The 20,841-nt window shown below is 51.8% G+C and carries 24 protein-coding genes and 1 pseudogene; 21 read left to right on the top strand and 4 right to left on the bottom strand.

Annotated elements, in window-relative coordinates; translation table 11 throughout:
- Positions 1–2 precede the first annotated feature (2 nt).
- The 6 genes and pseudogenes from rimM to DK507_RS18240 form a co-directional block, all read left to right on the top strand.
- Positions 3–491 (top strand): ribosome maturation factor RimM, encoded by a 489-nt coding sequence (rimM, locus tag DK507_RS14410; RefSeq protein ID WP_109357029.1) that lies wholly within the window; start codon positions 3–5, stop codon positions 489–491.
- Entirely contained in the window at positions 488–778 is a 291-nt protein-coding gene (locus DK507_RS14405) for a hypothetical protein (protein ID WP_109357028.1), read from the top strand. Before rimM ends, DK507_RS14405 begins: the two co-directional genes overlap by 4 nt.
- The gene (trmD, locus tag DK507_RS14400) at positions 775–1,521 is read left to right on the top strand and encodes a tRNA (guanosine(37)-N1)-methyltransferase TrmD (protein ID WP_109357027.1); all 747 of its coding nucleotides are present in this window, start codon (positions 775–777) and stop codon (positions 1,519–1,521) included. The genes DK507_RS14405 and trmD overlap by 4 nt, the downstream gene beginning before the upstream one ends.
- Positions 1,518–1,907: a 50S ribosomal protein L19 gene (gene rplS, locus DK507_RS14395; RefSeq protein WP_108810113.1), complete on the top strand. Its 390-nt coding sequence runs from the start codon at positions 1,518–1,520 to the stop codon at positions 1,905–1,907. Before trmD ends, rplS begins: the two co-directional genes overlap by 4 nt.
- Positions 1,908–1,991: 84 nt before the next feature.
- Entirely contained in the window at positions 1,992–3,017 is a 1,026-nt protein-coding gene (locus tag DK507_RS14390) for an aspartate-semialdehyde dehydrogenase (RefSeq protein WP_109357026.1), read from the top strand.
- A gap of 132 nt (positions 3,018–3,149) precedes the next feature.
- Positions 3,150–3,311 (top strand): annotated as a pseudogene (locus tag DK507_RS18240) (MerR family DNA-binding transcriptional regulator); the annotation flags it as partial.
- Here DK507_RS18240 and DK507_RS17925 read toward each other — a convergent pair.
- A complete protein-coding gene (locus DK507_RS17925) occupies positions 3,279–3,446 on the bottom strand; it encodes a hypothetical protein (protein WP_174209036.1) in 168 nt (55 codons plus the stop codon). The pseudogene DK507_RS18240 and the gene DK507_RS17925 overlap by 33 nt on opposite strands.
- 65 nt (positions 3,447–3,511) lie before the next feature.
- Here DK507_RS17925 and DK507_RS14380 point away from each other — a divergent pair, with 65 nt between their 5' ends.
- The 8 genes from DK507_RS14380 to DK507_RS14345 all read left to right on the top strand — a co-directional run bounded on the left by DK507_RS14380 (position 3,512) and on the right by DK507_RS14345 (position 9,793).
- Complete coding sequence (locus DK507_RS14380; RefSeq protein ID WP_109357024.1) at positions 3,512–3,913, top strand: TipAS antibiotic-recognition domain-containing protein; 402 nt, start codon at positions 3,512–3,514, stop codon at positions 3,911–3,913.
- A gap of 110 nt (positions 3,914–4,023) precedes the next feature.
- Positions 4,024–4,671 (top strand): 2-hydroxychromene-2-carboxylate isomerase, encoded by a 648-nt coding sequence (locus DK507_RS14375; RefSeq protein WP_109357023.1) that lies wholly within the window; start codon positions 4,024–4,026, stop codon positions 4,669–4,671.
- A 118-nt stretch (positions 4,672–4,789) separates the two neighbouring features.
- Positions 4,790–5,239: a GFA family protein gene (locus DK507_RS14370; RefSeq protein WP_109357022.1), complete on the top strand. Its 450-nt coding sequence runs from the start codon at positions 4,790–4,792 to the stop codon at positions 5,237–5,239.
- On the top strand, positions 5,236–5,679 hold the full coding sequence (locus DK507_RS14365) for a GFA family protein (RefSeq protein ID WP_162559064.1): 444 nt from the start codon (positions 5,236–5,238) through the stop codon (positions 5,677–5,679). Before DK507_RS14370 ends, DK507_RS14365 begins: the two co-directional genes overlap by 4 nt.
- Positions 5,676–6,440 (top strand): alpha/beta fold hydrolase, encoded by a 765-nt coding sequence (locus tag DK507_RS14360; protein WP_254054395.1) that lies wholly within the window; start codon positions 5,676–5,678, stop codon positions 6,438–6,440. Before DK507_RS14365 ends, DK507_RS14360 begins: the two co-directional genes overlap by 4 nt.
- 15 nt (positions 6,441–6,455) lie before the next feature.
- Positions 6,456–6,983, top strand: coding sequence for a hypothetical protein (locus DK507_RS14355; RefSeq protein ID WP_109357019.1), 528 nt, complete (start codon positions 6,456–6,458; stop codon positions 6,981–6,983).
- 55 nt (positions 6,984–7,038) lie between these two features.
- Positions 7,039–8,877 carry a M2 family metallopeptidase gene (locus tag DK507_RS14350; protein WP_109357018.1) on the top strand — a complete coding sequence of 613 codons (1,839 nt, stop codon included), beginning with the start codon at positions 7,039–7,041 and terminating at the stop codon, positions 8,875–8,877.
- A gap of 4 nt (positions 8,878–8,881) precedes the next feature.
- Positions 8,882–9,793 (top strand): aldo/keto reductase, encoded by a 912-nt coding sequence (locus tag DK507_RS14345; RefSeq protein WP_109357017.1) that lies wholly within the window; start codon positions 8,882–8,884, stop codon positions 9,791–9,793.
- Between the two features lie 24 nt (positions 9,794–9,817).
- Here the strand turns inward: DK507_RS14345 and DK507_RS14340 are convergent, their stop codons facing one another.
- Positions 9,818–10,294, bottom strand: coding sequence for a peroxiredoxin (locus DK507_RS14340; RefSeq protein WP_109357016.1), 477 nt, complete (start codon positions 10,292–10,294; stop codon positions 9,818–9,820).
- 131 nt (positions 10,295–10,425) lie between these two features.
- Here DK507_RS14340 and DK507_RS14335 point away from each other — a divergent pair, with 131 nt between their 5' ends.
- The 3 genes from DK507_RS14335 to ahcY all read left to right on the top strand — a co-directional run bounded on the left by DK507_RS14335 (position 10,426) and on the right by ahcY (position 13,174).
- Positions 10,426–11,004, top strand: coding sequence for a YqgE/AlgH family protein (locus DK507_RS14335; RefSeq protein ID WP_367889561.1), 579 nt, complete (start codon positions 10,426–10,428; stop codon positions 11,002–11,004).
- Positions 11,005–11,140: 136 nt separating this feature from the next.
- Positions 11,141–11,638: a hypothetical protein gene (locus DK507_RS14330; protein ID WP_109357014.1), complete on the top strand. Its 498-nt coding sequence runs from the start codon at positions 11,141–11,143 to the stop codon at positions 11,636–11,638.
- 123 nt (positions 11,639–11,761) lie between these two features.
- The gene (ahcY, locus tag DK507_RS14325) at positions 11,762–13,174 is read left to right on the top strand and encodes an adenosylhomocysteinase (protein WP_109357700.1); all 1,413 of its coding nucleotides are present in this window, start codon (positions 11,762–11,764) and stop codon (positions 13,172–13,174) included.
- A 60-nt stretch (positions 13,175–13,234) separates the two neighbouring features.
- On the opposite strand, the gene DK507_RS14320 is transcribed toward ahcY, so the two are convergent.
- Positions 13,235–14,998: a lytic transglycosylase domain-containing protein gene (locus DK507_RS14320; RefSeq protein WP_109357013.1), complete on the bottom strand. Its 1,764-nt coding sequence runs from the start codon at positions 14,996–14,998 to the stop codon at positions 13,235–13,237.
- The gene (locus DK507_RS14315; RefSeq protein ID WP_109357012.1) at positions 14,995–15,792 is read right to left on the bottom strand and encodes a uracil-DNA glycosylase family protein; all 798 of its coding nucleotides are present in this window, start codon (positions 15,790–15,792) and stop codon (positions 14,995–14,997) included. Before DK507_RS14315 ends, DK507_RS14320 begins: the two co-directional genes overlap by 4 nt.
- Before the next feature lie 128 nt (positions 15,793–15,920).
- Between DK507_RS14315 and DK507_RS14310 the strand changes: the two genes are divergently transcribed.
- The 4 genes from DK507_RS14310 to DK507_RS14295 are packed head-to-tail and all read left to right on the top strand — an operon-like array spanning position 15,921 to position 20,809.
- Positions 15,921–17,576 carry an electron transfer flavoprotein-ubiquinone oxidoreductase gene (locus DK507_RS14310; protein ID WP_109357011.1) on the top strand — a complete coding sequence of 552 codons (1,656 nt, stop codon included), beginning with the start codon at positions 15,921–15,923 and terminating at the stop codon, positions 17,574–17,576.
- Positions 17,577–17,610: 34 nt separating this feature from the next.
- A complete protein-coding gene (locus DK507_RS14305) occupies positions 17,611–19,233 on the top strand; it encodes a tetratricopeptide repeat protein (RefSeq protein ID WP_162559063.1) in 1,623 nt (540 codons plus the stop codon).
- Positions 19,233–20,087, top strand: coding sequence for a 4-(cytidine 5'-diphospho)-2-C-methyl-D-erythritol kinase (locus DK507_RS14300; RefSeq protein ID WP_109357009.1), 855 nt, complete (start codon positions 19,233–19,235; stop codon positions 20,085–20,087). Before DK507_RS14305 ends, DK507_RS14300 begins: the two co-directional genes overlap by 1 nt.
- Positions 20,084–20,809, top strand: coding sequence for an N-formylglutamate amidohydrolase (locus DK507_RS14295; protein ID WP_109357008.1), 726 nt, complete (start codon positions 20,084–20,086; stop codon positions 20,807–20,809). The genes DK507_RS14300 and DK507_RS14295 overlap by 4 nt, the downstream gene beginning before the upstream one ends.
- The last annotated feature ends 32 nt before the right edge of the window (positions 20,810–20,841 follow it).

Here is a 20,841-nt window from a genome sequence, read left to right as displayed (position 1 = left end):
CCTTGGCCAACGTTGATCCGGACACGTCCGTCCCTCTCGCCGTCATCATTGGTGCGCACGGGGTGACGGGCGAGGTCCGGCTCAAACTATTCTGCGAGGCACTCGACAGCCTCAAGCAGCATAAATGCTATAATGGCGGAAAACTGACGCTGAAATCCGTCAAACCCCATAAAATGGGTGCCATAGCCCGGTTTGCCGAAATTACCGATCGTAATGCAGCCGAGGCCGCGCGCGGCACTGAGCTGGCCATCCCCCGGTCATCTCTACCGGCGCTGGATGACGACGAATTCTACCATATAGATATCATCGGTCTGCGCTGTGTCTCCGACAATGGCGAGGAACTGGGCAAAATCTTCGCCATCTACGAATTTGGCGCGGGCGATGTCATCGAGATTGAACGGGCCAGCGGCAAGAAATTCATGATTCCGATCGGTGCCATCGATATGCGGAACGATCCAGCGATTGTGAAAGCGGAATTTGTCGAACCATGACCGGGCCGATTTTCTTTATCGCGTTAATCGTAATTATCGTTGCTCTGCCAGCTTTTGCGGGCTGGAAATTCAAACAGAAATCGGATCAGTTCGTCCGCATGGCGAGCACTATCGTGGCGGGACAGCTGATACTAACGCCTGGAATATCGTGGCTTGCCTACTCCGAAGATCGCAATTTTGGCGATGATCCGCTAAAAGCAATAATCATATATGCTGCCATGGCTTTGATGATTTCGATCATGACGTTCGCGATCATGGAGATCCGAAAGACGAGCCAGAAAAAATGACCTTCACTGCTCAAATCCTCACCCTCTACCCGGAAATGTTCCCGGGACCGCTCGGCACGTCGCTCGCGGGCAGGGCGCTGGAAGAGGGGAAGTGGTCCTGTAACCCCATCCAGATGCGCGACTTCGCCACTGACAAACATAAGTCTGTCGATGACACACCAGCAGGCGGCGGCGCGGGCATGGTGTTACGGGCCGACGTCATGGCGTCGGCGGTCGATCATGCGATGGAACGGCAACCTGACGCCCCGATCCTGGCGATGACACCGCGGGGAAAGCCGCTGAAACAGGAGCGTGTACGGGAAATTGCTTCCGGTCCCGGCGTCACCATACTCTGCGGTCGCTTCGAGGGATTTGACGAGCGGATTTTCGATGCGCGGCCGATTGAAGAGGTCTCGATTGGCGATTATATCCTCTCCGGCGGAGAAATGGGTGCTTTAGTGCTTTTAGACGCTTGCATTCGGCTGCTTCCCGGGGTAATGGGCGCGTCTTCTAGCGGAGATGACGAAAGTTTCGAAACCGGACTTTTGGAATATCCGCAGTTTACCCGGCCTCAGAAATGGGAAGGGCGTATCATCCCTGAAGTCTTGCGATCGGGGGATCATGCGAAAATCGCTGCTTGGCGGAAACAAAAAGCAGAGGAAGATACACGGCTAAGGCGGCCCGATTTATGGGAGCATCACAGGGATGCTCCGGATCAGTCGCCCTCTAGTGCGCGAGGACAGAAAAAGGAAGATCGGTCATGAACCTGATCCAGACACTTGAGAAAGAAGCTGTAGAAGCATTTGCAGCCTCTAAAGAAATACCGGAATTTCGCGCTGGCGACACGCTGCGCATTGGTGTGCGCGTCGTTGAAGGCGAGCGCGTTCGTACCCAGAATTTTGAAGGTGTGTGCATCGCACGGACCAGCCGCGGCATGGGCTCCAGCTTCACCGTAAGAAAGATTTCTTTCGGCGAAGGTGTTGAGCGTGTGTTCCCGCTTTACTCGCCCAATATCGAATCGATCACGGTGGTCCGCCGCGGTGTCGTTCGTCGTGCGAAACTTTACTATCTGCGAGGCCGTACAGGTAAACGGGCCCGTATTGCGGAACGCCGCGTGAACCAGCCAGCCAAAGGCGCTGAAGCAAAGTAAAGAAAGCTTCATAACAAATTCAGGCAGCCGGTTCTCCCAAAAAGGAAAACCGGCTGTTTTCATATTCAGCACAGGAAAAGTTTCATGGGTTACAAAGTTGCAGTTGTTGGCGCGACCGGAAATGTCGGACGCGAAATGCTGACCATCCTCGCCGAGCGTGAATTTCCGATTGATGAACTCGCCGCCGTGGCGTCTTCGCGGTCACAGGGAACAGAGATTGAGATTGGCGATACCGGCAAGATGCTCAAAGTGCAGAATATTGAGCATTTCGACTTTTCCGGATGGGATATAGCACTTTTCGCCGCCGGCTCCGGTCCGACCAAGGAATATGCTCCCAAGGCTGCTGCTGCGGGCTGCGTGGTTATCGACAATAGCTCGCTCTACCGCATGGATCCGGATGTGCCATTGATCGTGCCTGAAGTGAATCCGGATGCGATTGAAGGCTACAAGGCGCGCAATATCATCGCCAACCCCAATTGCTCGACCGCACAGATGGTGGTGGCGCTCAAGCCGCTTCATGATGCCGCGAAAATCAAGCGCGTAGTGGTTTCAACCTATCAGTCCGTATCGGGTGCCGGCAAAGGCGGCATGGACGAGCTGTTCGAACAGTCTCGCGCTATTTTTGTTGGGGATCCGAAAGAAAACCAGATCTTTACCAAGCAGATTGCATTTAATGTGATCCCACATATCGACGTTTTCCTGGATGATGGTTCGACCAAGGAAGAGTGGAAAATGGTCGTCGAGACCAAGAAAATCCTCGATCCCAAGATCAAACTCACAGCAACTTGCGTACGCGTGCCGGTCTTTGTAGGTCATAGTGAGGCGATCAATATCGAGTTCGAGAATGAGATTTCCGCCAAACAGGCACAGGAAATTCTCCGCGAGGCACCTGGCATCATGCTGGTCGATAAGCGCGAGGACGAAGGCTATACCACACCGGTCGAATGCGTTGGCGACAGCGCCACCTATATCAGCCGCGTGCGCGAAGATCCGACCGTGGACAATGGCCTGATCATCTGGTGTGTGTCCGATAACCTGCGCAAGGGTGCTGCACTCAATGCAGTACAGATTGCGGAGCTGTTGGGGCGCAAGCATTTGCACAAGGGGTAGCGGTCCATCCGGAACGTTCGTTATTTCCCGGGACCGGGCACTAGGGGAATCACAACCTTTTCGTTTTGCGATGGAGTCGCAGTTAAATTGCAAATAACCTCTTGACCCTACGGTTGCGTGATACCGTATTCGATGAGCATGAAGAAGAAACTCTTGACCGTCGCTGAAGTTGGTCGTTCCGCCGGGGTGTCCATTCGAACTTTGCAATATTATGATGAGATAGGTTTGTTGATCGCTGACCGGTCAGCCAAGGATTATCGGCTATATGCCGAGCAGCATTTGCTGCGCTTGCAACAGATATTGATAGAGCGGTCGCTCGGAAGGTCGCTTGAAGATATTAGGCGCTCGCTCGACGATCCAGACTTTGATCAAGTTGCGAATCTGAAAAACCAGCGCCGCCAAATGGTGGAAAAATTGTCCGAAACACATCGGATTATCGCCTCTATCGATAGCGCATTGGAACAATATAACTCACAAAAAAAGAGGACCAGGAAATGGATCATGAATCATTGTTCGACGGCTTTAACCCGGATGAGTTTGAAGCTGAAGCGAAAAGCCGATGGGAAAAAACCGAAGCTTGGTCAGAGAGTAAGCGCAGAACCAAGCAATATGGAGAATCCGAGTGGCAAGAACTCAAAGAAGAGCTGGTGATGATCTGGACCGATGCCGCCAAAGCAATGGATAGTGGTGAAACGTCAGATAGCGTCGCTGCACTGACTTTGGTGGAACGTCACAGACAACATATTGACCGTTGGTTCTATCAGCTGACCCGCGAAGCACATGTCGCACTTGCCGATATGTGGGTTACCGATACTCGGTTTAGCAAAAACATCGACAAGCATGGCGAAGGTTTGACAGTTTGGTTCGCAAATGCCGTTCGCGAGGCTGCCGGTTAACAAATGCGATATGCGTCAGGTAAATTTTTGGCATAGCCTATATATGCTTGCGTGCGCCAAACATGTATTGAAACTTGCCTTTACAATGCATCTCAGTGCATTGAACTTCGATGACTTTACAAGCAGACGTATATTGGTCCTTCCGCTCACCCTATAGCTATCTCGCGACGCGCCGTTATGTTGCGCTAACGCAGGAATATGATCTCTCGATCAACCAGCGTTTTGTTTATCCGCTGGCAATCCGGGAGCCGGATTTCTTTGAGAAAAACCATCCCAATTGGCTTGGTTACGTGTTCAAGGATATTTTTCGGGTTGCGCAATATATGGATATTCCGATGGCGCCGCCCAATCCTGATCCAATTGTGCAGGATATTGCCACGCGCAAAATATCAGATGATCAGCCTCACATCTTTCTACTCACACGGATGGGGCAGGCGGCTTCCCGGCGCGGTAAGGGTCTGGAGTTTGCCGATGAAGTATCGCGGCTGATCTGGGGCGGCGTGCAGGGCTGGAATGAGGGTGATCATCTGGAGCAAGCGGCCACTCGGGCAGGACTGAATCACGCGGAATTAATAGCTGAAGCCGAGGCTAACGCGGAAGAACTGGATGCGGAAATCGCGGACAATCAGAAAGCTCTGGAAGCCGCCGGTCACTGGGGCGTGCCTACCTTGATGTTCGACGGAGAACCCTTTTTCGGACAGGATCGGATCGAACTGGCGGTCTGGCGGATGAAACAAAAGGGATTGGCTGAGCGCTGACATTACCGCTTTTCGACGTCACAGAAGGCGCACAGCTTGAACCAATGGCAAATTGACTGTGGGCTTTTACTCGGTTCAAAGATGTAACTTGGCGGGCAAGAAAGAGGAGAGTAGGGCGATGGAAGGGACATTAACCGGTGGTTGCCTGTGCGGAGCTGTCCGTTATGAACTCAAGCCCGGTTTCAGGATGCGGCCCTATGCTTGCCATTGCACGGATTGTCAGCGACGAACCGGGAGTGCGTTCAGTCTGCACATGGGTATCATGGCCAAGGATCTGACCATTGAAGGCGAGTTAAATGAGGGAACATTTGTGCAGCCCAGTGGCGCGATCAGTACCATTACAGGCTGTGCAAAATGTACGAGCCGTATCTATGCTGCGAATGATCAAAGGGCCGGTCTGGCCAGTATCCGTGTCGGAACCCTCGATAACAGCAATACCATAAGCCCCGCCGCGCATTTTTGGGTTTCGAGCAAACAACCTTGGATCACTATTCCCGAAGATGTGCCAACCCTCGAAACGCAGCCGCAGTCGAGCGAAGAATGGCTGCAATATGTTGGTCCCGAATGAGTGATACGCATGCGGGAGGCTGCCAATGTGGCGCTGTGCGCTACGTCTTCAAAGGGCCAATACCGCCAGCCTATGCCTGCCATTGCGGGGAGTGCAAGAAACAGAGCGCCAGTGCTTTTTCAATGTCCATTCCCATGGCTTATGAAGTTTTGACCGTGACCGGTACGGCGAAGGTGTTTGAAACCACGGCACATAGTGGGAAACGGAAATACAATTATTTTTGCGGGGATTGCGGAACGCGGCTGTGGCATAGTGGAACCAATCCGCCGTCAGCGATAACGCTGAAAGTAGGCACCTTCGATCACTCAGAGAATATTGCACCAGTCGGTCATTTATGGGTTTCCAAAAAACAGGCTGGTATCATGCTGGATCCGGAAACGGATCAGCATCAGACACAGCCAGACGATGTGATCGCCTGGCGCAATAATTTGGGGCAATGATGGTAGATATAAAAAGCTGGGACTTCTCTTCCTTTGACGGGGTGAAACTGAAAATCCATGAAACGGGGCAGGGCCGCGCTGTCATTCTGCTCCACGGACTTTTTTCCAATGCGGAGACCAATTGGATCAAATTTGGCCATGCTGGTCATCTGGCGGAAGCTGGCTTTCGAGTGATCATGCCCGACCTGCGTGCCCATGGGCAAAGCGAGGCGCCACATGAACGCGATGCCTATCCACAGGACGTACTGATCAAGGACGCGCTGGCGCTGATTGAGCATTTCGATCTGCCCGATTATGATCTCGGCGGTTTTTCACTCGGCGCCCGGACAACCGCTAAACTGCTCACCACAAAAATTGCACCTGGAAAAGCGATCCTTGCGGGTATGGGGCTGGAAGGCCTGGCAGGTTGGGATCGGCGGCAAGGCTTCTTCCTCAAGGCGATTGAGCTGCGCGATACGGCGAAACGTGGTGATCCGCATTGGATGGCGATTCAGTTTATGAAAAGCCAGAAAGTCGATACCGTGGCTGCTGCGCATTTGCTAAAGACATTCTCGGATATGCAACCGGACGCCATAGAGACTATCACGACACCAACGCTGGTGCTTTGTGGATCGGAAGATCGAGACAATGGCGACCCCGAGGCGCTGGCAAACCTGCTGCCACACGGGTATCATGTTGCGGTACCAGGCACGCATATGAGCAGTGTGACAGAACCCGAAATGGCGCAAGAGATGGTGCTTTTTTTGAGCGCAAATCAATAAGGGAGAGAATGACAGATGCCGGGATATATAAGTTGGCGTAATTTCTGGATTTTCTGGTTGGGCGGTTTCGCGTTGTTCCTCGTTCTGGTGGCAACCGGTGGGCCGCTCATCACAGATGTCGCTCCTGCCGGAATTTTGGATCATCAAAGCGCGGCGACGGCCGAGCGGGTTGATGCCATTCAACTAAGCTGGGCGGAGGCAGGGAAGATGAGTTATGCCAAATGGTCCATGATCGGCGATCTTGTGTTTATCGGTCTTTATTCCATTGGCGGGATATTGGGCGGACGCCTGATCTGGCAGGAGGCCAAATCTCCATCACTCAAGAAGCTTGGCCTGTTCATGGTGCTGATCTATTTTCTGTTCGGGCTGTTTGACTATGTTGAGACGCTGAGTCAGATCACGCAATTATTGCAGGAAAAGGGTAGCGATACGCTGGCGGGCATCGCCGCTTTAGCTCGACCGATAAAGATCGCAACCTGGATCATCGGCACAATCGGCATGATCATTGCCCTGATCTGGCGCCGACGCGAAAGACGCGCTTGACGATCCCGCGAGAAAGTTTCAGTTCATACCAAAATTCAAACACAGAGGATAAGCCATGAAAACAGCCGCTTCGATCATCGCTCTTGCCACCATAGCGTTCAGCGCGCCGGTTCACGCAAAACATCATGAAGGTGGTGAAATGGCTGATAAAGCCAAGCCTACGGCAGAAGATGCTAAGAAATTTGTCGAAAAAACCGAAAAGAAGATGTTCGATTTTTCGGTCAATGCGGGGCGGATTTATTGGATCAATGCAACCTATATCACCGAGGATACGGATGCCTTGGCAGCGAAGGTCGGTGCCGAAGGGACTACCATGTCGGTGCAGGCCGCGATTGATGCAGCCAAATTCAACAACGTCGCGGGACTTGATGCGGTAACCACACGCAAGCTCGACAAGCTGCGTGGCGGTATTGTGCTTCCCGCGCCAACCACGGAGGGCGCCGCAACGGAATTGAACACCATCGCCACCAAATTGAACTCTGCCTATGGCAAAGGCAAAGGAACGCTAAAAGGCGAAGAGATTAACGGTTCTGACATCGAAGCGGCCATGGGCACAAATCGTAACCCGGACGAGCTCTCCGAAATGTGGGCAAGCTGGCACAGCAATGTCGGTGCGCCGATGAAGGATGATTATGCCCGCATGGTTGAAATTGCCAATGAAGGCGCAAAGGAATTGGGCTTTGCCGATGTCGGTGCGATGTGGCGCTCTGGCTACGACATGCCGGCGGATGATTTTGCCAAGCTAACAGACAAGCTGTGGAACCAGGTGAAGCCACTTTATGATGAGCTGCATTGTTATACCCGCGACAAGTTGAACGAAAAATATGGTGATGCGGTGCAGGCCAAAACCGGCCCGATCCGCGCAGACCTGCTCGGCAATATGTGGGCGCAGGAATGGGGTAATATCTACCAAATAGTCGCGCCTGAAGGTGCTGGTGACATTGGCTTCGATACGACCGAATTGCTGACCTCCAAAGGCTATGATGCGATGAAAATGGTGAAGGCCGGAGAACAATTTTTCTCCTCCCTTGGTTTTGATCCGCTGCCGGACACCTTTTACACACGATCACAGTTTACCAAGCCGGCAGACCGCGAGGTCGTTTGTCATGCCAGCGCCTGGGATATCGACAATGTCGACGATATCCGCATCAAGATGTGCATCAAGGTCAATGGTGATGATTTTGTCACTATCCACCACGAGCTCGGTCATAACTATTATCAGCGCGCCTATAACAAGCAGAGCTATTTGCATCTCGACGGCGCCAATGATGGTTTCCACGAAGCCATTGGCGACATGATTGCACTGTCGATCACGCCGGAATATCTGGTGCAGGTTGGTTTGCTTGATGCCGATAAAGTTCCAAGCGAGGACAAGGATGTCGGATTGCTGTTACGGCAGGCGATGGACAAGGTAGCGTTTCTACCCTTTGGCTTGCTGGTCGATAAATGGCGTTGGCAGGTTTTCTCCGGCGATATCCAGCCAGCGGAATATACGCAGGCATGGCATGATCTGAAACGCCAATATCAGGGTATTACGCCGCCGGTAGATCGCCCAGCGGACGCGTTCGACCCTGGCGCAAAATATCACATTCCGGGCAACACGCCTTATTCGCGCTATTTCCTTGCGCGTATCTTGCAGTTTCAATTCTACAAAGCGGCCTGTGATGCAGCCGGTTGGGAAGGCCCGCTCCACCGTTGCTCTTTCTACGGCAACAAAGAGGTTGGTGCCAAGCTGAACGCGATGCTGGAGCTGGGCGCATCCAAACCTTGGCCCGATGCACTGGAAGCCTTTACCGGCACCCGCGAAATGGATGGGTCAGCAATGATCAGCTATTTTGAGCCGCTGATGGATTGGTTGAAGGAAGAGAATAAAGGCAAATCCTGCGGATGGTGAGCTAATGGCACAATTGGATAGAAGAAGGTTTGTGGCTGGCCTGGCGGCCTCTACCCTACTTTTGACATCCAACACGCCGCTGCGCACTCGGAAAACCCTGTTGCGCCCCATTCCGTCATCCGGAGAAAATATTCCGGTGATCGGAATGGGCAGCTGGCGGACGTTTGATATTGGAGATGATCAATCGGCTCTGGAAACGCGAGCTGACATCCTTCGGTTGTTCTTCGATTGCGGCGGCCGGGTTGTCGATTCGTCTCCGATGTACGGCAGTTCCCAGACTGTCATTGGTAACGCAGTGCAAAAGCTGGACAATGCCGACGGTCTGTTTTCTGCTGACAAGGTCTGGACTAGTGGTTTAACCGAAGGGCAACGCCAGATAGAGGAAAGCCGCTCCAGATGGAACTTGCCGAAATTCGATCTTCTGCAGGTGCATAATCTAGTCGATTGGCGGGTGCAGCTGAAAACGCTGTTTGCTATGAAGGAAGCTGGCAATTTGCGCTATGTTGGCGTGACCAGCTATGATGGCATCAACTATGATCTTCTCGAGCAGATTATGAAAAACGAACCTATCGATTTTGTTCAGTTTTCTTACAATATAGCCGATCGCAGAGCTGAGGACAGATTGCTACCATTAGCTTCGGACCGGAATATCGGAGTGATCGTGAATCGCCCGTTCCAGGAAGGTCGGTTGCTCGATTCAGTACGGGGCAGGGTATTGCCCGATCTGGCGAATAAAATCGGTAGCAAGAACTGGGCGCAATATCTGCTGCAATATATCGTCTCTCATCCCGCAGTCACCGTTACCATTCCAGCAACAAGTCGGGTGGATCATATGCGGGAGAACATTGCCGTACTCCACAAGCCTGTCCCACATAGCAGGTTGAGGGAAAAGATGGCGAACGACTTTGCAAGCTGAGCAAGCCGTCCGCCATTATGTCGTTTAAAGCTGGTCAAGCATATAGTCGGCAGCGCTAACCTTGAAATCACCGGGTGCTTCGACATTCAATTCTTCAACCACACCGTCATTGACGATCATGGAGAAGCGTTGACCACGGGTGCCCAAACCAAAGCCGGAACCATCCATCTCAAGACCTACGGCCTTGGCAAAATCGCCATTGCCATCGGCGAGCATGGTGACATCTTCAGAGCCAGCATCCTTGTTCCAGGCGCCGAGAACGAAAGCATCATTGACGGCGGTGCAGGCGATTTCATCAACGCCTTTGGCTTTGAGCTCTTCGGCCTTCTCGACATAGCCAGGCAGATGCTTGGCCGAACAGGTAGGAGTATAGGCACCGGGGACTGAGAAAAGGGCCACTTTCTTGCCCGCAAAATAGTCTGAGGAGCTAACTTGCTCGGGGCCATTTTCTGTCGCTTTTACAAGGTTTACCTCGGGTATTTTGTCGCCTTTATTGATCATGTTTGTCGCTCCTTACAAATTTTGGGGATATCGATGTTTGTTATTATGTTGTGGTGACAGCATCGTGAAATTGCAAGCAATGTAATGATAATGCTCCGTTTATCGAATTTACCATGGGCACGGCGTGATAAGTGACTTATGCTAATGACATGGATGATCCGCTCTATTTTTCTGGCCAGTTTTTGCTTGCAACACCGGGCATGGCTGATCCGCGGTTTGCCCGATCCATCATCGCAATTTGCTCGCACGATGAGCATGGCGCACTCGGCATCAATATTGGTGAGATATCAACGGACATCAGCTTCAACGGCATTTTGGAGCAATTTGACATCGAAGCAGAAGCTTTGGAAGATCGCGATGTTTTCGTCGGCGGACCGGTTGAGGTGCATCGGGGCTTCATTCTCCACAGTCTCGATTTCAATCTGTCGGATACTTTGCAGGTTGGCGATCGCTGGGGATTGAGCAGTTCGCTGGATATATTGGGTGCTATCGCCAAAGACCGTGGTCCGAAAAAATGGATCGCGGCGCTGGGTTATTCCGGTTGGGGAGCAGGGCAGTTGGAGCAAGAACTAACCCAAAACGGATGGTCGGTGACACAAGGCGAGCCAGAATGGCTCTATGAAACCGAGGCCAAAGATAAATGGGAAATGGCCTGGAAGGCACAAGGGATTGATCCAGGCATGTTGTCGGGTCAGTTTGGCAGCGCATGAAATCAGGTGAAGATTACGATTATCCCATAATTATCGCTACTTGGATGATGAACATCGCTTAACCAACGCCTTTAGAAATTCCCTAAGTCAGAAAGAACAACTGTGTAGTCCTCAATGGGAATAGGGGATTAGGGGAATGTCTAAGTTTAACAAATCCATTTTGGTCGGGATAATCACAAGCGTCACATTGGCGGGATCCGCTCAAGCAGCCTGCTGGACACCGGCAGCAGCAGATGCCGCTCATGTTCGTGACCTGCAATCCCGCCTCATGGTTGCCGCGCTACGTTGCGTGAAGTCGGAACATGATGTTCTGCCTCATTATAACCGCTTCGTTCGCGACAAAAAGCCGGTGTTAAAACTTGGCAACGGGATACTTCGGGGACATTTTGCGAAGGGCCGGAACAAGAAACAGGCGATGAAGCATTATGATCGCTATGCAGTTTCCTTGGCCAACAAATACGGTGCCGGTTCCGGTGATTTGTCAGAATGCAAAACCATGAAAGATCTGGCAAATTCTGCGGCAGATAGTGACGGCAAGCTATCATCGCTGGTCAATATTTCGCAATTTCACGGATTGTCACCGAATTTGCCAGGTGGTCGCTGTGGGATTGTTATCGCATCAAGCGAAAATTAGTAACTAAATTATAAATATAAAGACATCTTTATATTTGCTTCCAAAGCCGCAAGAAGCTAAGGAATGATGAAACTGCCGCACGGGATTTCCGGTGCGGCAATTCGTCTTTCAAGGAGAATGAATGTGGCTACCGCAGCGGATACACAAACACAGGATTATGTGATCAAGGATATTTCCCTTGCCGACTTCGGTCGTAAGGAAATCGAGATTGCCGAAACTGAAATGCCCGGCCTGATGGCTTTGCGCGAAGAATTTGGTGCTGAACAGCCTTTGAAAGGCGCACGGATTACCGGTTCGTTGCACATGACAATCCAAACAGCGGTGTTGATCGAAACACTTCTGGCACTGGGCGCAACGGTCCGCTGGGCTTCCTGCAACATCTATTCAACACAGGATCATGCCGCCGCTGCGATTGCCGCTGGTGGAACGCCAGTATTCGCCATCAAGGGCGAAACGCTGGAAGAATATTGGGCTTATGTCGAGCGTATCTTCGATTGGGGTCCGGAAGAAACCTGCAATCTGATCCTGGATGACGGCGGCGATGCAACCATGTTCGCGCTTTGGGGTGCACGTGTGGAAGCAGGTGAAGAGCTGTTCACACCTGAAAATGAAGAAGAGGAAGTCTTTGTTGCGACGCTGAAGCGCTTTGTGGCCGAACGTCCGGGCTATCTGACCAAGACGGTTGAGACCATTAAGGGCGTTTCGGAAGAAACCACCACTGGTGTTCACCGTCTCTATGACCTCGCCAAGCAGGGAAAATTGCCTTTCCCGGCGATCAATGTGAACGACAGCGTGACCAAGTCGAAATTCGATAATCTTTACGGTTGTAAAGAATCGCTGGTCGACGCCGTTCGCCGTGCGACAGATGTTATGCTAGCCGGTAAAGTGGCCTGTGTGGCTGGCTTTGGTGATGTTGGTAAAGGTTCTGCTGACTCCCTCCGGAATGGCGGCGCGCGTGTCATTGTGACTGAAGTCGATCCCATCTGTGCTTTGCAGGCTTCGATGGAAGGCTATGAAGTTGTCACCATGGAAGAAGCGACTAAACGCGCTGATATCTTCGTGACCGCCACAGGCAACAAAGACGTGATCACCGTCGACCACATGCGCGAGATGAAAGACCGCGCGATTGTCTGCAATATCGGCCATTTCGACAGCGAGATCCAGATTGCCGGTCTGCAGAACATGAAGTGGAACGAGATCAAACCACAGGTCGATGAAGTCGAATTTCCGGATGGCAAGAAGCTGATCATCCTGGCGCAGGGACGTCTGGTCAATCTCGGCTGCGCGACCGGTCACCCGAGCTTTGTGATGTCAGCCAGTTTCACCAATCAGGTGATGGCGCAGATCGAACTGTGGTTGCGGCCAGAGCAGTATAAGAATGACGTTTATGTCCTGCCGAAGCATCTCGACGAGAAAGTCGCCGAGCTGCACCTTGCGAAATTGGGTGTGCAGCTGACCAAATTGTCGCAGGAACAGGCCGAATATATTGGCGTGACGCCAGAGGGCCCGTTCAAGCCCGATCACTATCGCTATTGAGTTCGCGCTATTGATGGAGAAACCGGATGGGCTTGCAATGGCTCATCCAGTTTTTTTGTCCTAGTTGGCCGTAAAACGCGTTTTGTTTTTGGTCGGCTTTCTCGGGAAGACAGGCCATTTATTCTGAGCAAGCGTGCTCAAGCTGGCTGATTTGATTCCGGCTTGCTGTTCATACATCCAGTAATTGCGCAATATAATCGAGACATATCCGCGGGTTTCGACAAAGGGAATGCTCTCCATGTAGAGAAGCGGGTCGTCTTTATCCTGAACTTCGTTGTTCCAGCGCTGGACCGATCCCGGACCGGCATTGTAAGCTGCGGCCACCTTGGGCAGCTTGCCGCCGGTGATCGACGAACTACCGAGATATTCGAGATAAGACTGACCATATTCCAGATTGGTTGATGGCTCGAACAGTTGCGATTTCTGAAAATTCCGTCCGTTTGCCCGGGCGATATCGCCGGCTGTTCCGGGACGCACCTGCATCAGGCCAATGGCATTGGCCGGGCTGACGGCTTTGCTACGAAAGGCAGATTCCTGCAATGTGTGGGCATAGACAAGGGCTGGGTCCACGCGCCATCCGCCATCCGGTTTCCATTTGGGGGCGGGAAAACGCGCTTGCGCATCCGGTTTGAATCCGCGCGGCGCGTGATGGGCGAGCCATAGTTGCGTACGCGGCAGGCTGAGTTCGCGTGCCAGCTTTAACAACGCGGCGTGATCACTGGAATTGCCGATCCGCGCCTGATGCCGCAAAACTTCGTCAGCGAGGCCATCCTCGCCAATTTCGACCAAGGCAATTGCAGCTTTGACATTGTCATGCTGTTTCAGCGTCTTCCAGTCGCCTTTTGCAAATCCCGCATCGGATTTCTTGGTTGCTATATCCATGCCCAATGTCTGTGCAGCAAGAAGTCCGTAAAAACTGTCACTACGCTTGGCGGCTGTTTGCAGCTTACCTTGCGCCTTTTGCGGCTGACCACAGGCAATGTCGGACCGTGCGCCCCAATAGAGTCCGGCGGCTTGCAAATCAGGGTTGGCAGCGCGGCGGCCCACATTATCAAAGGCAGCAGCAGCCGTTTGACAGTCGTTCAAACGCCAGGAAGACAGACCGGTGACCCAGTCGGCATGAGCAACCCAGGGGCCGCTGCCTTTCTGGGCCTTTTGCGCCATACGTTGAGCGGATCTGTCATCATTTTCGATATAATATGACCACGCCACTCGCTGTTCCAGTTCTGTACGCGCATCAGAAGAAAGGACATTCTCGGTCTCGAAAAGCAGCGCCTCCGCCGATTGGGGGCTATCATTCTTGATGAAACCTAAAATGCGGCCGCGAATGGCATTGGCGGCATTGTCTGATTCTATCGCTTTGGGTTTTTTGCGAATGGGTAAGCCCGGAACGTAAGAAAGATTACGCCGCTGCGGCAGATTTGGAAGCAATTGAGCCCCGCGCTTCTTTGCCAGACGACCCAGCTGGGCAGCCTGCGGAATATGCGGGGCTTCATTGACCAGAACCAGAAGCGGCCCCAATTCAGCGCGGGGAGAGTTTGCTGCGAGAAAATATTCTGCCTGAGTAATGGATTTCAGGGGACCATTAGGCGCATCGGCAATCAAATTCTTCGCCGTGTCCCATTCATTGCCGCCCATCGCTTTGAAAATCGCGCGATAATGTTCGGATTGTTTGCGCTTTAACTGTGATGGAATATCTTTCGCGATCGACGAGCTTTTGAATAACACCGCGCCGCCATCTTTCGCCAGCGCCGAGGGCATGGGCAGGGTGATAAGGGCAGCGGTCGCGGCAAGTTTCAATTTTAAGGAAAACTGGTTTTTCATCTACTCGAAATCCTAGTCAGCAATTGCAAATCTTTCCACGCTTCTGCTTTGAACTCCGGTCTTTCGATCAAAATTCGCGGATGAAACGTGGCAATTGCCTCGGTTTTGGCTGAACCATGGTTAACAAACTGTTTATTTTTGCGCGCTGTGAGCAAGTTTTCGCTAAAAAACAAGTGCGACGACGATTCACCAAATGCGATAATCCGCTTTGGTTTCACCAGCTCGATATGATGAAGCATCCGTTTTTTAAGCGGCTCGTGATATTGTGGGTCAATACGACCGTCATATGAACGCACCAAAGAGATTGAAGCGGAATATATTTTGTCCGAATCGCATTCTATAGCTCTCAGCATATTCGCCAACAGGGCTGCGCTTTTCTGAGAAAAATGTGAATTTTCTTCCAAATTTCCCTGTTCCGGCATTCCAACGATAACCATGATTTCCGGCTCGATGACGCCGCTCGGCAAAACATGATTTTGCGACCATTGTGCTTCGATCAGGTTTTCAGGTCGTGATAACCATGCGACAAACTCGTCGTGCTCCGACGGATAATTGTCGCTGACGCGTTCAGTTGGCGGCTTTGCTTTTGCTAAATCAGGCTTGCTTTCCGTAGGGGCAGTCGGAGCAACTGGTTTTGGCTCCGCTAGCTTGATGGCAGGAGCTGTATCGCCCAATAGTGCAGATGGTTTATCGTTATAATGCAGATCAACACCCGCCAGGCTCCACCAGTCGCGAAGGCTTTCTATCTGCTCAGCAGACGTGTTTTCATCAGGTGCAGACGCAGAAAAATTCATCTATGCATAGAGTCATGAGTTGACGAATTGGTCAATTGGCGGGCAAGCATGTTTCTGTCCAAAGGGTTGCCGTTTGCGGTAGGGCGAATGTAAGAAAATTTTATCGAGTTGAATACAGGAAAAATACAATGAGTGAACGAGAATCTATGCCTTATGACGTGGTCATTGTTGGTGGGGGACCAGCAGGACTAAGCGCGGCTATCCGCTTCAAACAAATGGCCGATGAAGCGGGCAAGGATCTCTCGGTATGTATTTTGGAAAAAGGTTCCGAAATCGGTGCGCATATCCTGTCCGGCGCAGTTATCGATCCAAAAGCACTTGATGAACTGTTTCCCAATTGGCGTGAAGAAGATTGCCCGATGGCAGCGGTTCCTGTGACTGACAACCAGCATTGGGTTCTGACCAAGAACAAGAAATTCTCCATTCCGCACATTATGACACCGCCTTTCATGCATAATAAGGGAACCTACACAGGGTCGCTCGGCAATTTGTGTCGTTGGCTTGGTGAGCGTGCCGAAAACATGGGTGTCGAGATTTTTCCGGGATTTGCTGCCGCTGAAATTCTCTACAACGAAGATGGTTCCGTTAAAGGTGTCGCAACAGGCGACATGGGCGTAGCACGCGATGGCAGTCACAAGCCTGACTATCAGCCAGGTCTGGAACTCCATGCAAAATATACTTTCTTTGCAGAGGGTGTTCGCGGACATCTCACAAAAATTCTGAAAGAGAAGTTCGCGCTGGATAAGGATAGCCAACCACAGATTTACGGCCTTGGTATCAAGGAATTGTGGGATATTGATCCCGACAAGCATGTCCCGGGCCGTGTCATTCACAGTCAGGGCTGGCCATTGGGAGAGGGTTCTAACGGCGGCGGTTTTCTTTACCATCAAGCCGATAATCAGGTGGCTTTAGGCTTCGTCACGTGGCTCAACTATGAAAACCCCTATCTATCTCCGTTTGAAGAAATGCAGCGCTGGAAGCAGCATCCCGAAATCCGCAAGATTTTGGAAGGTGGCAAACGCATTTCCTATGGTGCCCGCGCAATTAATGACGGCGGCTTCCAATCCGTACCGAAATTGTTCTTCCCCGGTGGTGCGCTGATCGGCTGTTCTGCCGGTTTTGTGAATGTTCCGCGGATCAAGGGCACGCATACTGCAATGAAAACCGGAATGATGGCTGCAGAAGCGGCTTTTGAAGCGATTGTAGCGGATCGCCAGAGCGATGAATTGGCGGCCTATGGCACAGCTTATGAAAATAGCTGGGTGCGTGAAGAACTGCGTATTGTTCGCAACGTTCTGCCTGCCGCCGAAAAATATGGCGATTTTCTGGGATCGATCATCGCTGGCATCAACATGTGGGCGGAGAATTTCAAAATCAAAATGCCTTTCACGATGAGGCATCATCCGGATCATACGCGCCTGAAACGGGCAGAACATTGTGAACCTATCGAATATCCAAAACCCGATGGCGTGATAAGCTTTGATCGTTTGTCTTCGGTATTTTTATCCAATACCAACCATGAAGAAGATCAGCCGGTTCACTTGCAATTGAAGGACGCGTCTATGCCGGTGGATGTGAATCTACCCGTATTTGCCGGGCCATCACAGCGTTACTGCCCGGCGGGGGTTTATGAGTTTGTCGAAGACGATGCCGGTAATCCGAAATTCCAGATCAACGCGCAGAATTGCGTCCACTGCAAAACCTGTGATATCAAAGACCCGAACCAGAATATCAACTGGGTTGTACCCGAAGGTGGCGGAGGTCCCAATTACCCCAATATGTAAAACAGGTTTTGGCGTATTTATCATTGCCGCACTATTGAGTAGCCCGGCTCTCGCCAAGCGCAGCAATGGAGCTGATGCGCTTAACCGATATGTCGAAGCACGATTGGCAGAATCATCGGACAAACCGGAAGCCGCTACGGCTATCTATGCAGAAACGCTGAAGGAACAGCCGGACAACCTGTTGTTGGCGAGCAAAGCTTACGTAAAAGCGATTGAATCCGGCGATTTTGATCTGGCAATCAAAGCGGTCCGCACTCTCGACACACGCAGTGGCATTGATGCGGAAATGCCTTTACTTTTATTTGCTGATGCCTTTTCACGTCGCGATTATAAGGCAGCCGAAATCGCCTCTTTGCAGCTTGAAGCCTTACAGAATTTTGGGTTTTTAACACCATTCTTGAACGCTTGGCTTTCCACTGCTGACCGGAAAAGCCCACTTGCGGACCTTGCGGCGGCCAAGAAAGACACGACCGGTACCTATTATCATCAGGAACAGTTGATTTTGCACGCTTTGGCTCGCGGCTACGAAGACGATGTCATGCAACTGATCGATGCAATTGTTGATCGCAATGAAGCGCGCATGGCGCCGGTGCGTATTGTCATTGCCCGTCATTTCCTGGCCAAGGGCGACGAGCAGACTGCTTTGGGAATATTGAGTAAAAAGCGCACGGGCCCGGAAAGGAAAATGTTCCAGGACATAGAGCTTGGCAAAGTAAAGGTGTTTTCCCAAAAGTTGGATACGCAGGTCGGAACAAGCTTTCTTCTGCAGCGGCTAGCATCTGACTTGGGATCCCAGCGGGCCTATTTTCTGGGTTTGGTTAGCGCACAGGCAGCCGCCCGGATTTCACCGGATAATGACTATGGACAGCTTATTTTGGCTGAGGCTTATGGCAATACCGAAAATAATCAAGCCGCCCGGACTGCACTTAAAGAAATAGCCAGTGACAGTGCCTACGCCTTATTGGCCATCAGCATGGAGGTGGCGCGCTATGTTGATGATGAAGATTACACAAGCGCGCAAAAACGTTTGGGCAAAATCACTGACGCCATGCCTGAGACGCCTGAATTGAGGGCTTTGCTGGGGCAACTGCTTCAGGCAAGCGGCAATCACAATGAGGCCGCCACGGCCTTTGAACAAGCTATAGCGTTGGCGGAAAAGAGAGGCGCTCCAGATGCGTTGCTGGCATCATACTGGCTGTCACTTGGCGCCGCACAGGAACAGGCTGGACTTTGGCCAGCAGGTTTGAACTCACTGAAAAAAGCCGACATGCTGCAACCTGATTCAGCGAGCATATTGAACTATCTGGGTTATGCGCAGCTGGAACGCCGCGAAAATACCACTTCCGCGATCGCTGCCATTCGCAGAGCACATAAACTTCGTTCATCTTCGCCTGCAATCACTGATTCCCTGGGCTGGGCTTATTATGTCACCGGTGAACATGAGAAAGCGGTCGGGTATCTGGAGCTGGCCCGGGCAGGGGAACCGCAAGATCCGACGATAAACGAACATCTAGGTGATGCCTATTGGGCGGTCGGCCGAAAATATGAAGCGCGCTATGCTTGGAAATCAGCCAAATTATTCGCTGATGCTGAAGATATGCAGCGCCTGAAGGAAAAAATCGATGTGGGCCTTCGTGCCGATCTTGTTTCTCCTTAATGTTTCAGACAGATCAGAATAAAGGCGATAGCGAGATCGCGTGCGCTAAGATCAATCTTGCGCTGCATGTTCGCAAACGTCTCGCCAATGGTTATCATGACATTGAGACAGTGTTTGCTTTCCTCGATCACGGAGATTTGCTGTTCGTAAAGCCTCGTGATGAAATAACACTGTCGATCAAGGGTCCCTTTGCCAAGGGTTTGAGCGATAAGGACAATCTGGTGCTGGATGCCGCCCGTTTGTTGGCCGCTCACACCGGTGAGGCGGTCGGAGCGAGTATTTTTCTCGACAAGCGTTTACCTATTGCCTCGGGAATTGGCGGTGGTTCCGCTGATGCCGCAGCGACACTTCGCTTGCTCAACCGCTATTGGCGCGCAGGGTTGTCACTATCTGAACTTGCGAAACTTTCTGCCCCGCTGGGCGCCGATGTGCCTGCTTGCGTTGTCAATCAGACATGTTTGGGAAAGGGAATTGGGCAGGATCTGATGCCCTTAGAAAATGGCGCTCTAGCAGGACATTTTGTGCTTCTGGTAAACCCACTTATTCCAGTATCTACGGCATCCATTTTTCGCGATTGGGATGGCATCGATCACGGCACCCTGCCAGCTGGTGGTCTTCTTGATATCGTTCTGTCTGGACGCAACGATTTACAAGGCCCAGCAGAGCGATTGGCCCCAGCTATTAGCAATATTTTATCGAACTTGAATGAAACTGGTGCAGTGGTTTCAAGGATGTCGGGGTCAGGCGCAACCTGCTTTGCTCTCTATGAAACAGAACGACAGGCAAGGGATGCGGAAAAAATGATCAATGCAGAATTACCGGATAGCTGGACGATGATCGGAGGGTTGAAATGATCGAACCGTTCGAAATTTTTGGAGTCCCGCAAGAACGCGGTGTGCTGATCGTGGTTGATCATGCCGCCAATCATGTTCCGGATGACATTGATCTTGGGATTTCGCCGGAGTTTCTGAACGATCATATCGCTTATGATATCGGCGTTGCCAACATCGCCCGCTACATGGCCGAAACACCCGGTTACCTGTCGATATTGGGAACGGTATCCCGACTGGTCGTCGACCTCAATCGATTTCCGGACGAAACAGGCGTCATTCCGGCTCGCAGCGACGGGGTCGAGATAACCGGTAACGCAATTGGTGATGGGGAAAGAAGCACACGTCTCAACCGGTTCTTTCACCCCTATCATGATCGGGTGGCAGAGCTGATCCGTGATCTGGATCCGGCGCTCACATTGTTTCTGCACAGTTTTACGCCCAAGCTACGATCCGGATTGATGGAAATGCGCCCATGGGACATCGGTGTCCTTTACAACGAACAGGAAGCAGCATCGCGTCTCGCTATCCAACATCTGGAACAGGAAGGACTGGTTGTTGGTGACCAGCAACCCTATTCAGGCAAAGACCTCCACGCCACGATGAAACGGCAGGCAGAGGATATCGGCAAAGCCTATACAGAAATCGAGATTCGACAGGATTTGATTTCACATGAAACCGGTCAGCGCCGTTTTTCAGAAATATTGTTACGAATCTGCGATAAAGTACGAACAGGGCTTGCGTGAGAGCCGCAGTTTTGGAAGGAGGATCGGCAATT

The organism is Sphingorhabdus sp. EL138 (assembly GCF_900258045.1).
Lineage (GTDB): Bacteria > Pseudomonadota > Alphaproteobacteria > Sphingomonadales > Sphingomonadaceae > Parasphingorhabdus.
The sequence above is the reverse complement of the archived record's forward strand: the minus strand, read 5'-3'. Positions and strand labels throughout refer to the sequence as shown.

What these genes read in the sequence shown, in the direction of transcription:
- DK507_RS14355 (WP_109357019.1), top strand. Translation starts at nt 6,456, where the DNA reads ATGCCGGGATATATAAGTTGGCGTAATTTCTGGATTTTCTGGTTGGGC.
- trmD (WP_109357027.1), top strand. Translation starts at nt 775, where the DNA reads ATGACCTTCACTGCTCAAATCCTCACCCTCTACCCGGAAATGTTCCCG.
- DK507_RS14340 (WP_109357016.1), bottom strand. Translation starts at nt 10,294, where the DNA reads ATGATCAATAAAGGCGACAAAATACCCGAGGTAAACCTTGTAAAAGCG.
- DK507_RS14350 (WP_109357018.1), top strand. Translation starts at nt 7,039, where the DNA reads ATGAAAACAGCCGCTTCGATCATCGCTCTTGCCACCATAGCGTTCAGC.
- DK507_RS14405 (WP_109357028.1), top strand. Translation starts at nt 488, where the DNA reads ATGACCGGGCCGATTTTCTTTATCGCGTTAATCGTAATTATCGTTGCT.
- DK507_RS14310 (WP_109357011.1), top strand. Translation starts at nt 15,921, where the DNA reads ATGAGTGAACGAGAATCTATGCCTTATGACGTGGTCATTGTTGGTGGG.
- DK507_RS14380 (WP_109357024.1), top strand. Translation starts at nt 3,512, where the DNA reads ATGGATCATGAATCATTGTTCGACGGCTTTAACCCGGATGAGTTTGAA.
- DK507_RS14345 (WP_109357017.1), top strand. Translation starts at nt 8,882, where the DNA reads ATGGCACAATTGGATAGAAGAAGGTTTGTGGCTGGCCTGGCGGCCTCT.
- DK507_RS14360 (WP_254054395.1), top strand. Translation starts at nt 5,676, where the DNA reads ATGATGGTAGATATAAAAAGCTGGGACTTCTCTTCCTTTGACGGGGTG.
- DK507_RS14390 (WP_109357026.1), top strand. Translation starts at nt 1,992, where the DNA reads ATGGGTTACAAAGTTGCAGTTGTTGGCGCGACCGGAAATGTCGGACGC.
- DK507_RS14370 (WP_109357022.1), top strand. Translation starts at nt 4,790, where the DNA reads ATGGAAGGGACATTAACCGGTGGTTGCCTGTGCGGAGCTGTCCGTTAT.
- DK507_RS14300 (WP_109357009.1), top strand. Translation starts at nt 19,233, where the DNA reads ATGTTTCAGACAGATCAGAATAAAGGCGATAGCGAGATCGCGTGCGCT.
- DK507_RS14315 (WP_109357012.1), bottom strand. Translation starts at nt 15,792, where the DNA reads ATGAATTTTTCTGCGTCTGCACCTGATGAAAACACGTCTGCTGAGCAG.
- DK507_RS14365 (WP_162559064.1), top strand. Translation starts at nt 5,236, where the DNA reads ATGAGTGATACGCATGCGGGAGGCTGCCAATGTGGCGCTGTGCGCTAC.
- DK507_RS14320 (WP_109357013.1), bottom strand. Translation starts at nt 14,998, where the DNA reads ATGAAAAACCAGTTTTCCTTAAAATTGAAACTTGCCGCGACCGCTGCC.
- DK507_RS14375 (WP_109357023.1), top strand. Translation starts at nt 4,024, where the DNA reads ATGACTTTACAAGCAGACGTATATTGGTCCTTCCGCTCACCCTATAGC.
- DK507_RS14295 (WP_109357008.1), top strand. Translation starts at nt 20,084, where the DNA reads ATGATCGAACCGTTCGAAATTTTTGGAGTCCCGCAAGAACGCGGTGTG.
- rplS (WP_108810113.1), top strand. Translation starts at nt 1,518, where the DNA reads ATGAACCTGATCCAGACACTTGAGAAAGAAGCTGTAGAAGCATTTGCA.
- DK507_RS14330 (WP_109357014.1), top strand. Translation starts at nt 11,141, where the DNA reads ATGTCTAAGTTTAACAAATCCATTTTGGTCGGGATAATCACAAGCGTC.
- DK507_RS17925 (WP_174209036.1), bottom strand. Translation starts at nt 3,446, where the DNA reads ATGTGTTTCGGACAATTTTTCCACCATTTGGCGGCGCTGGTTTTTCAG.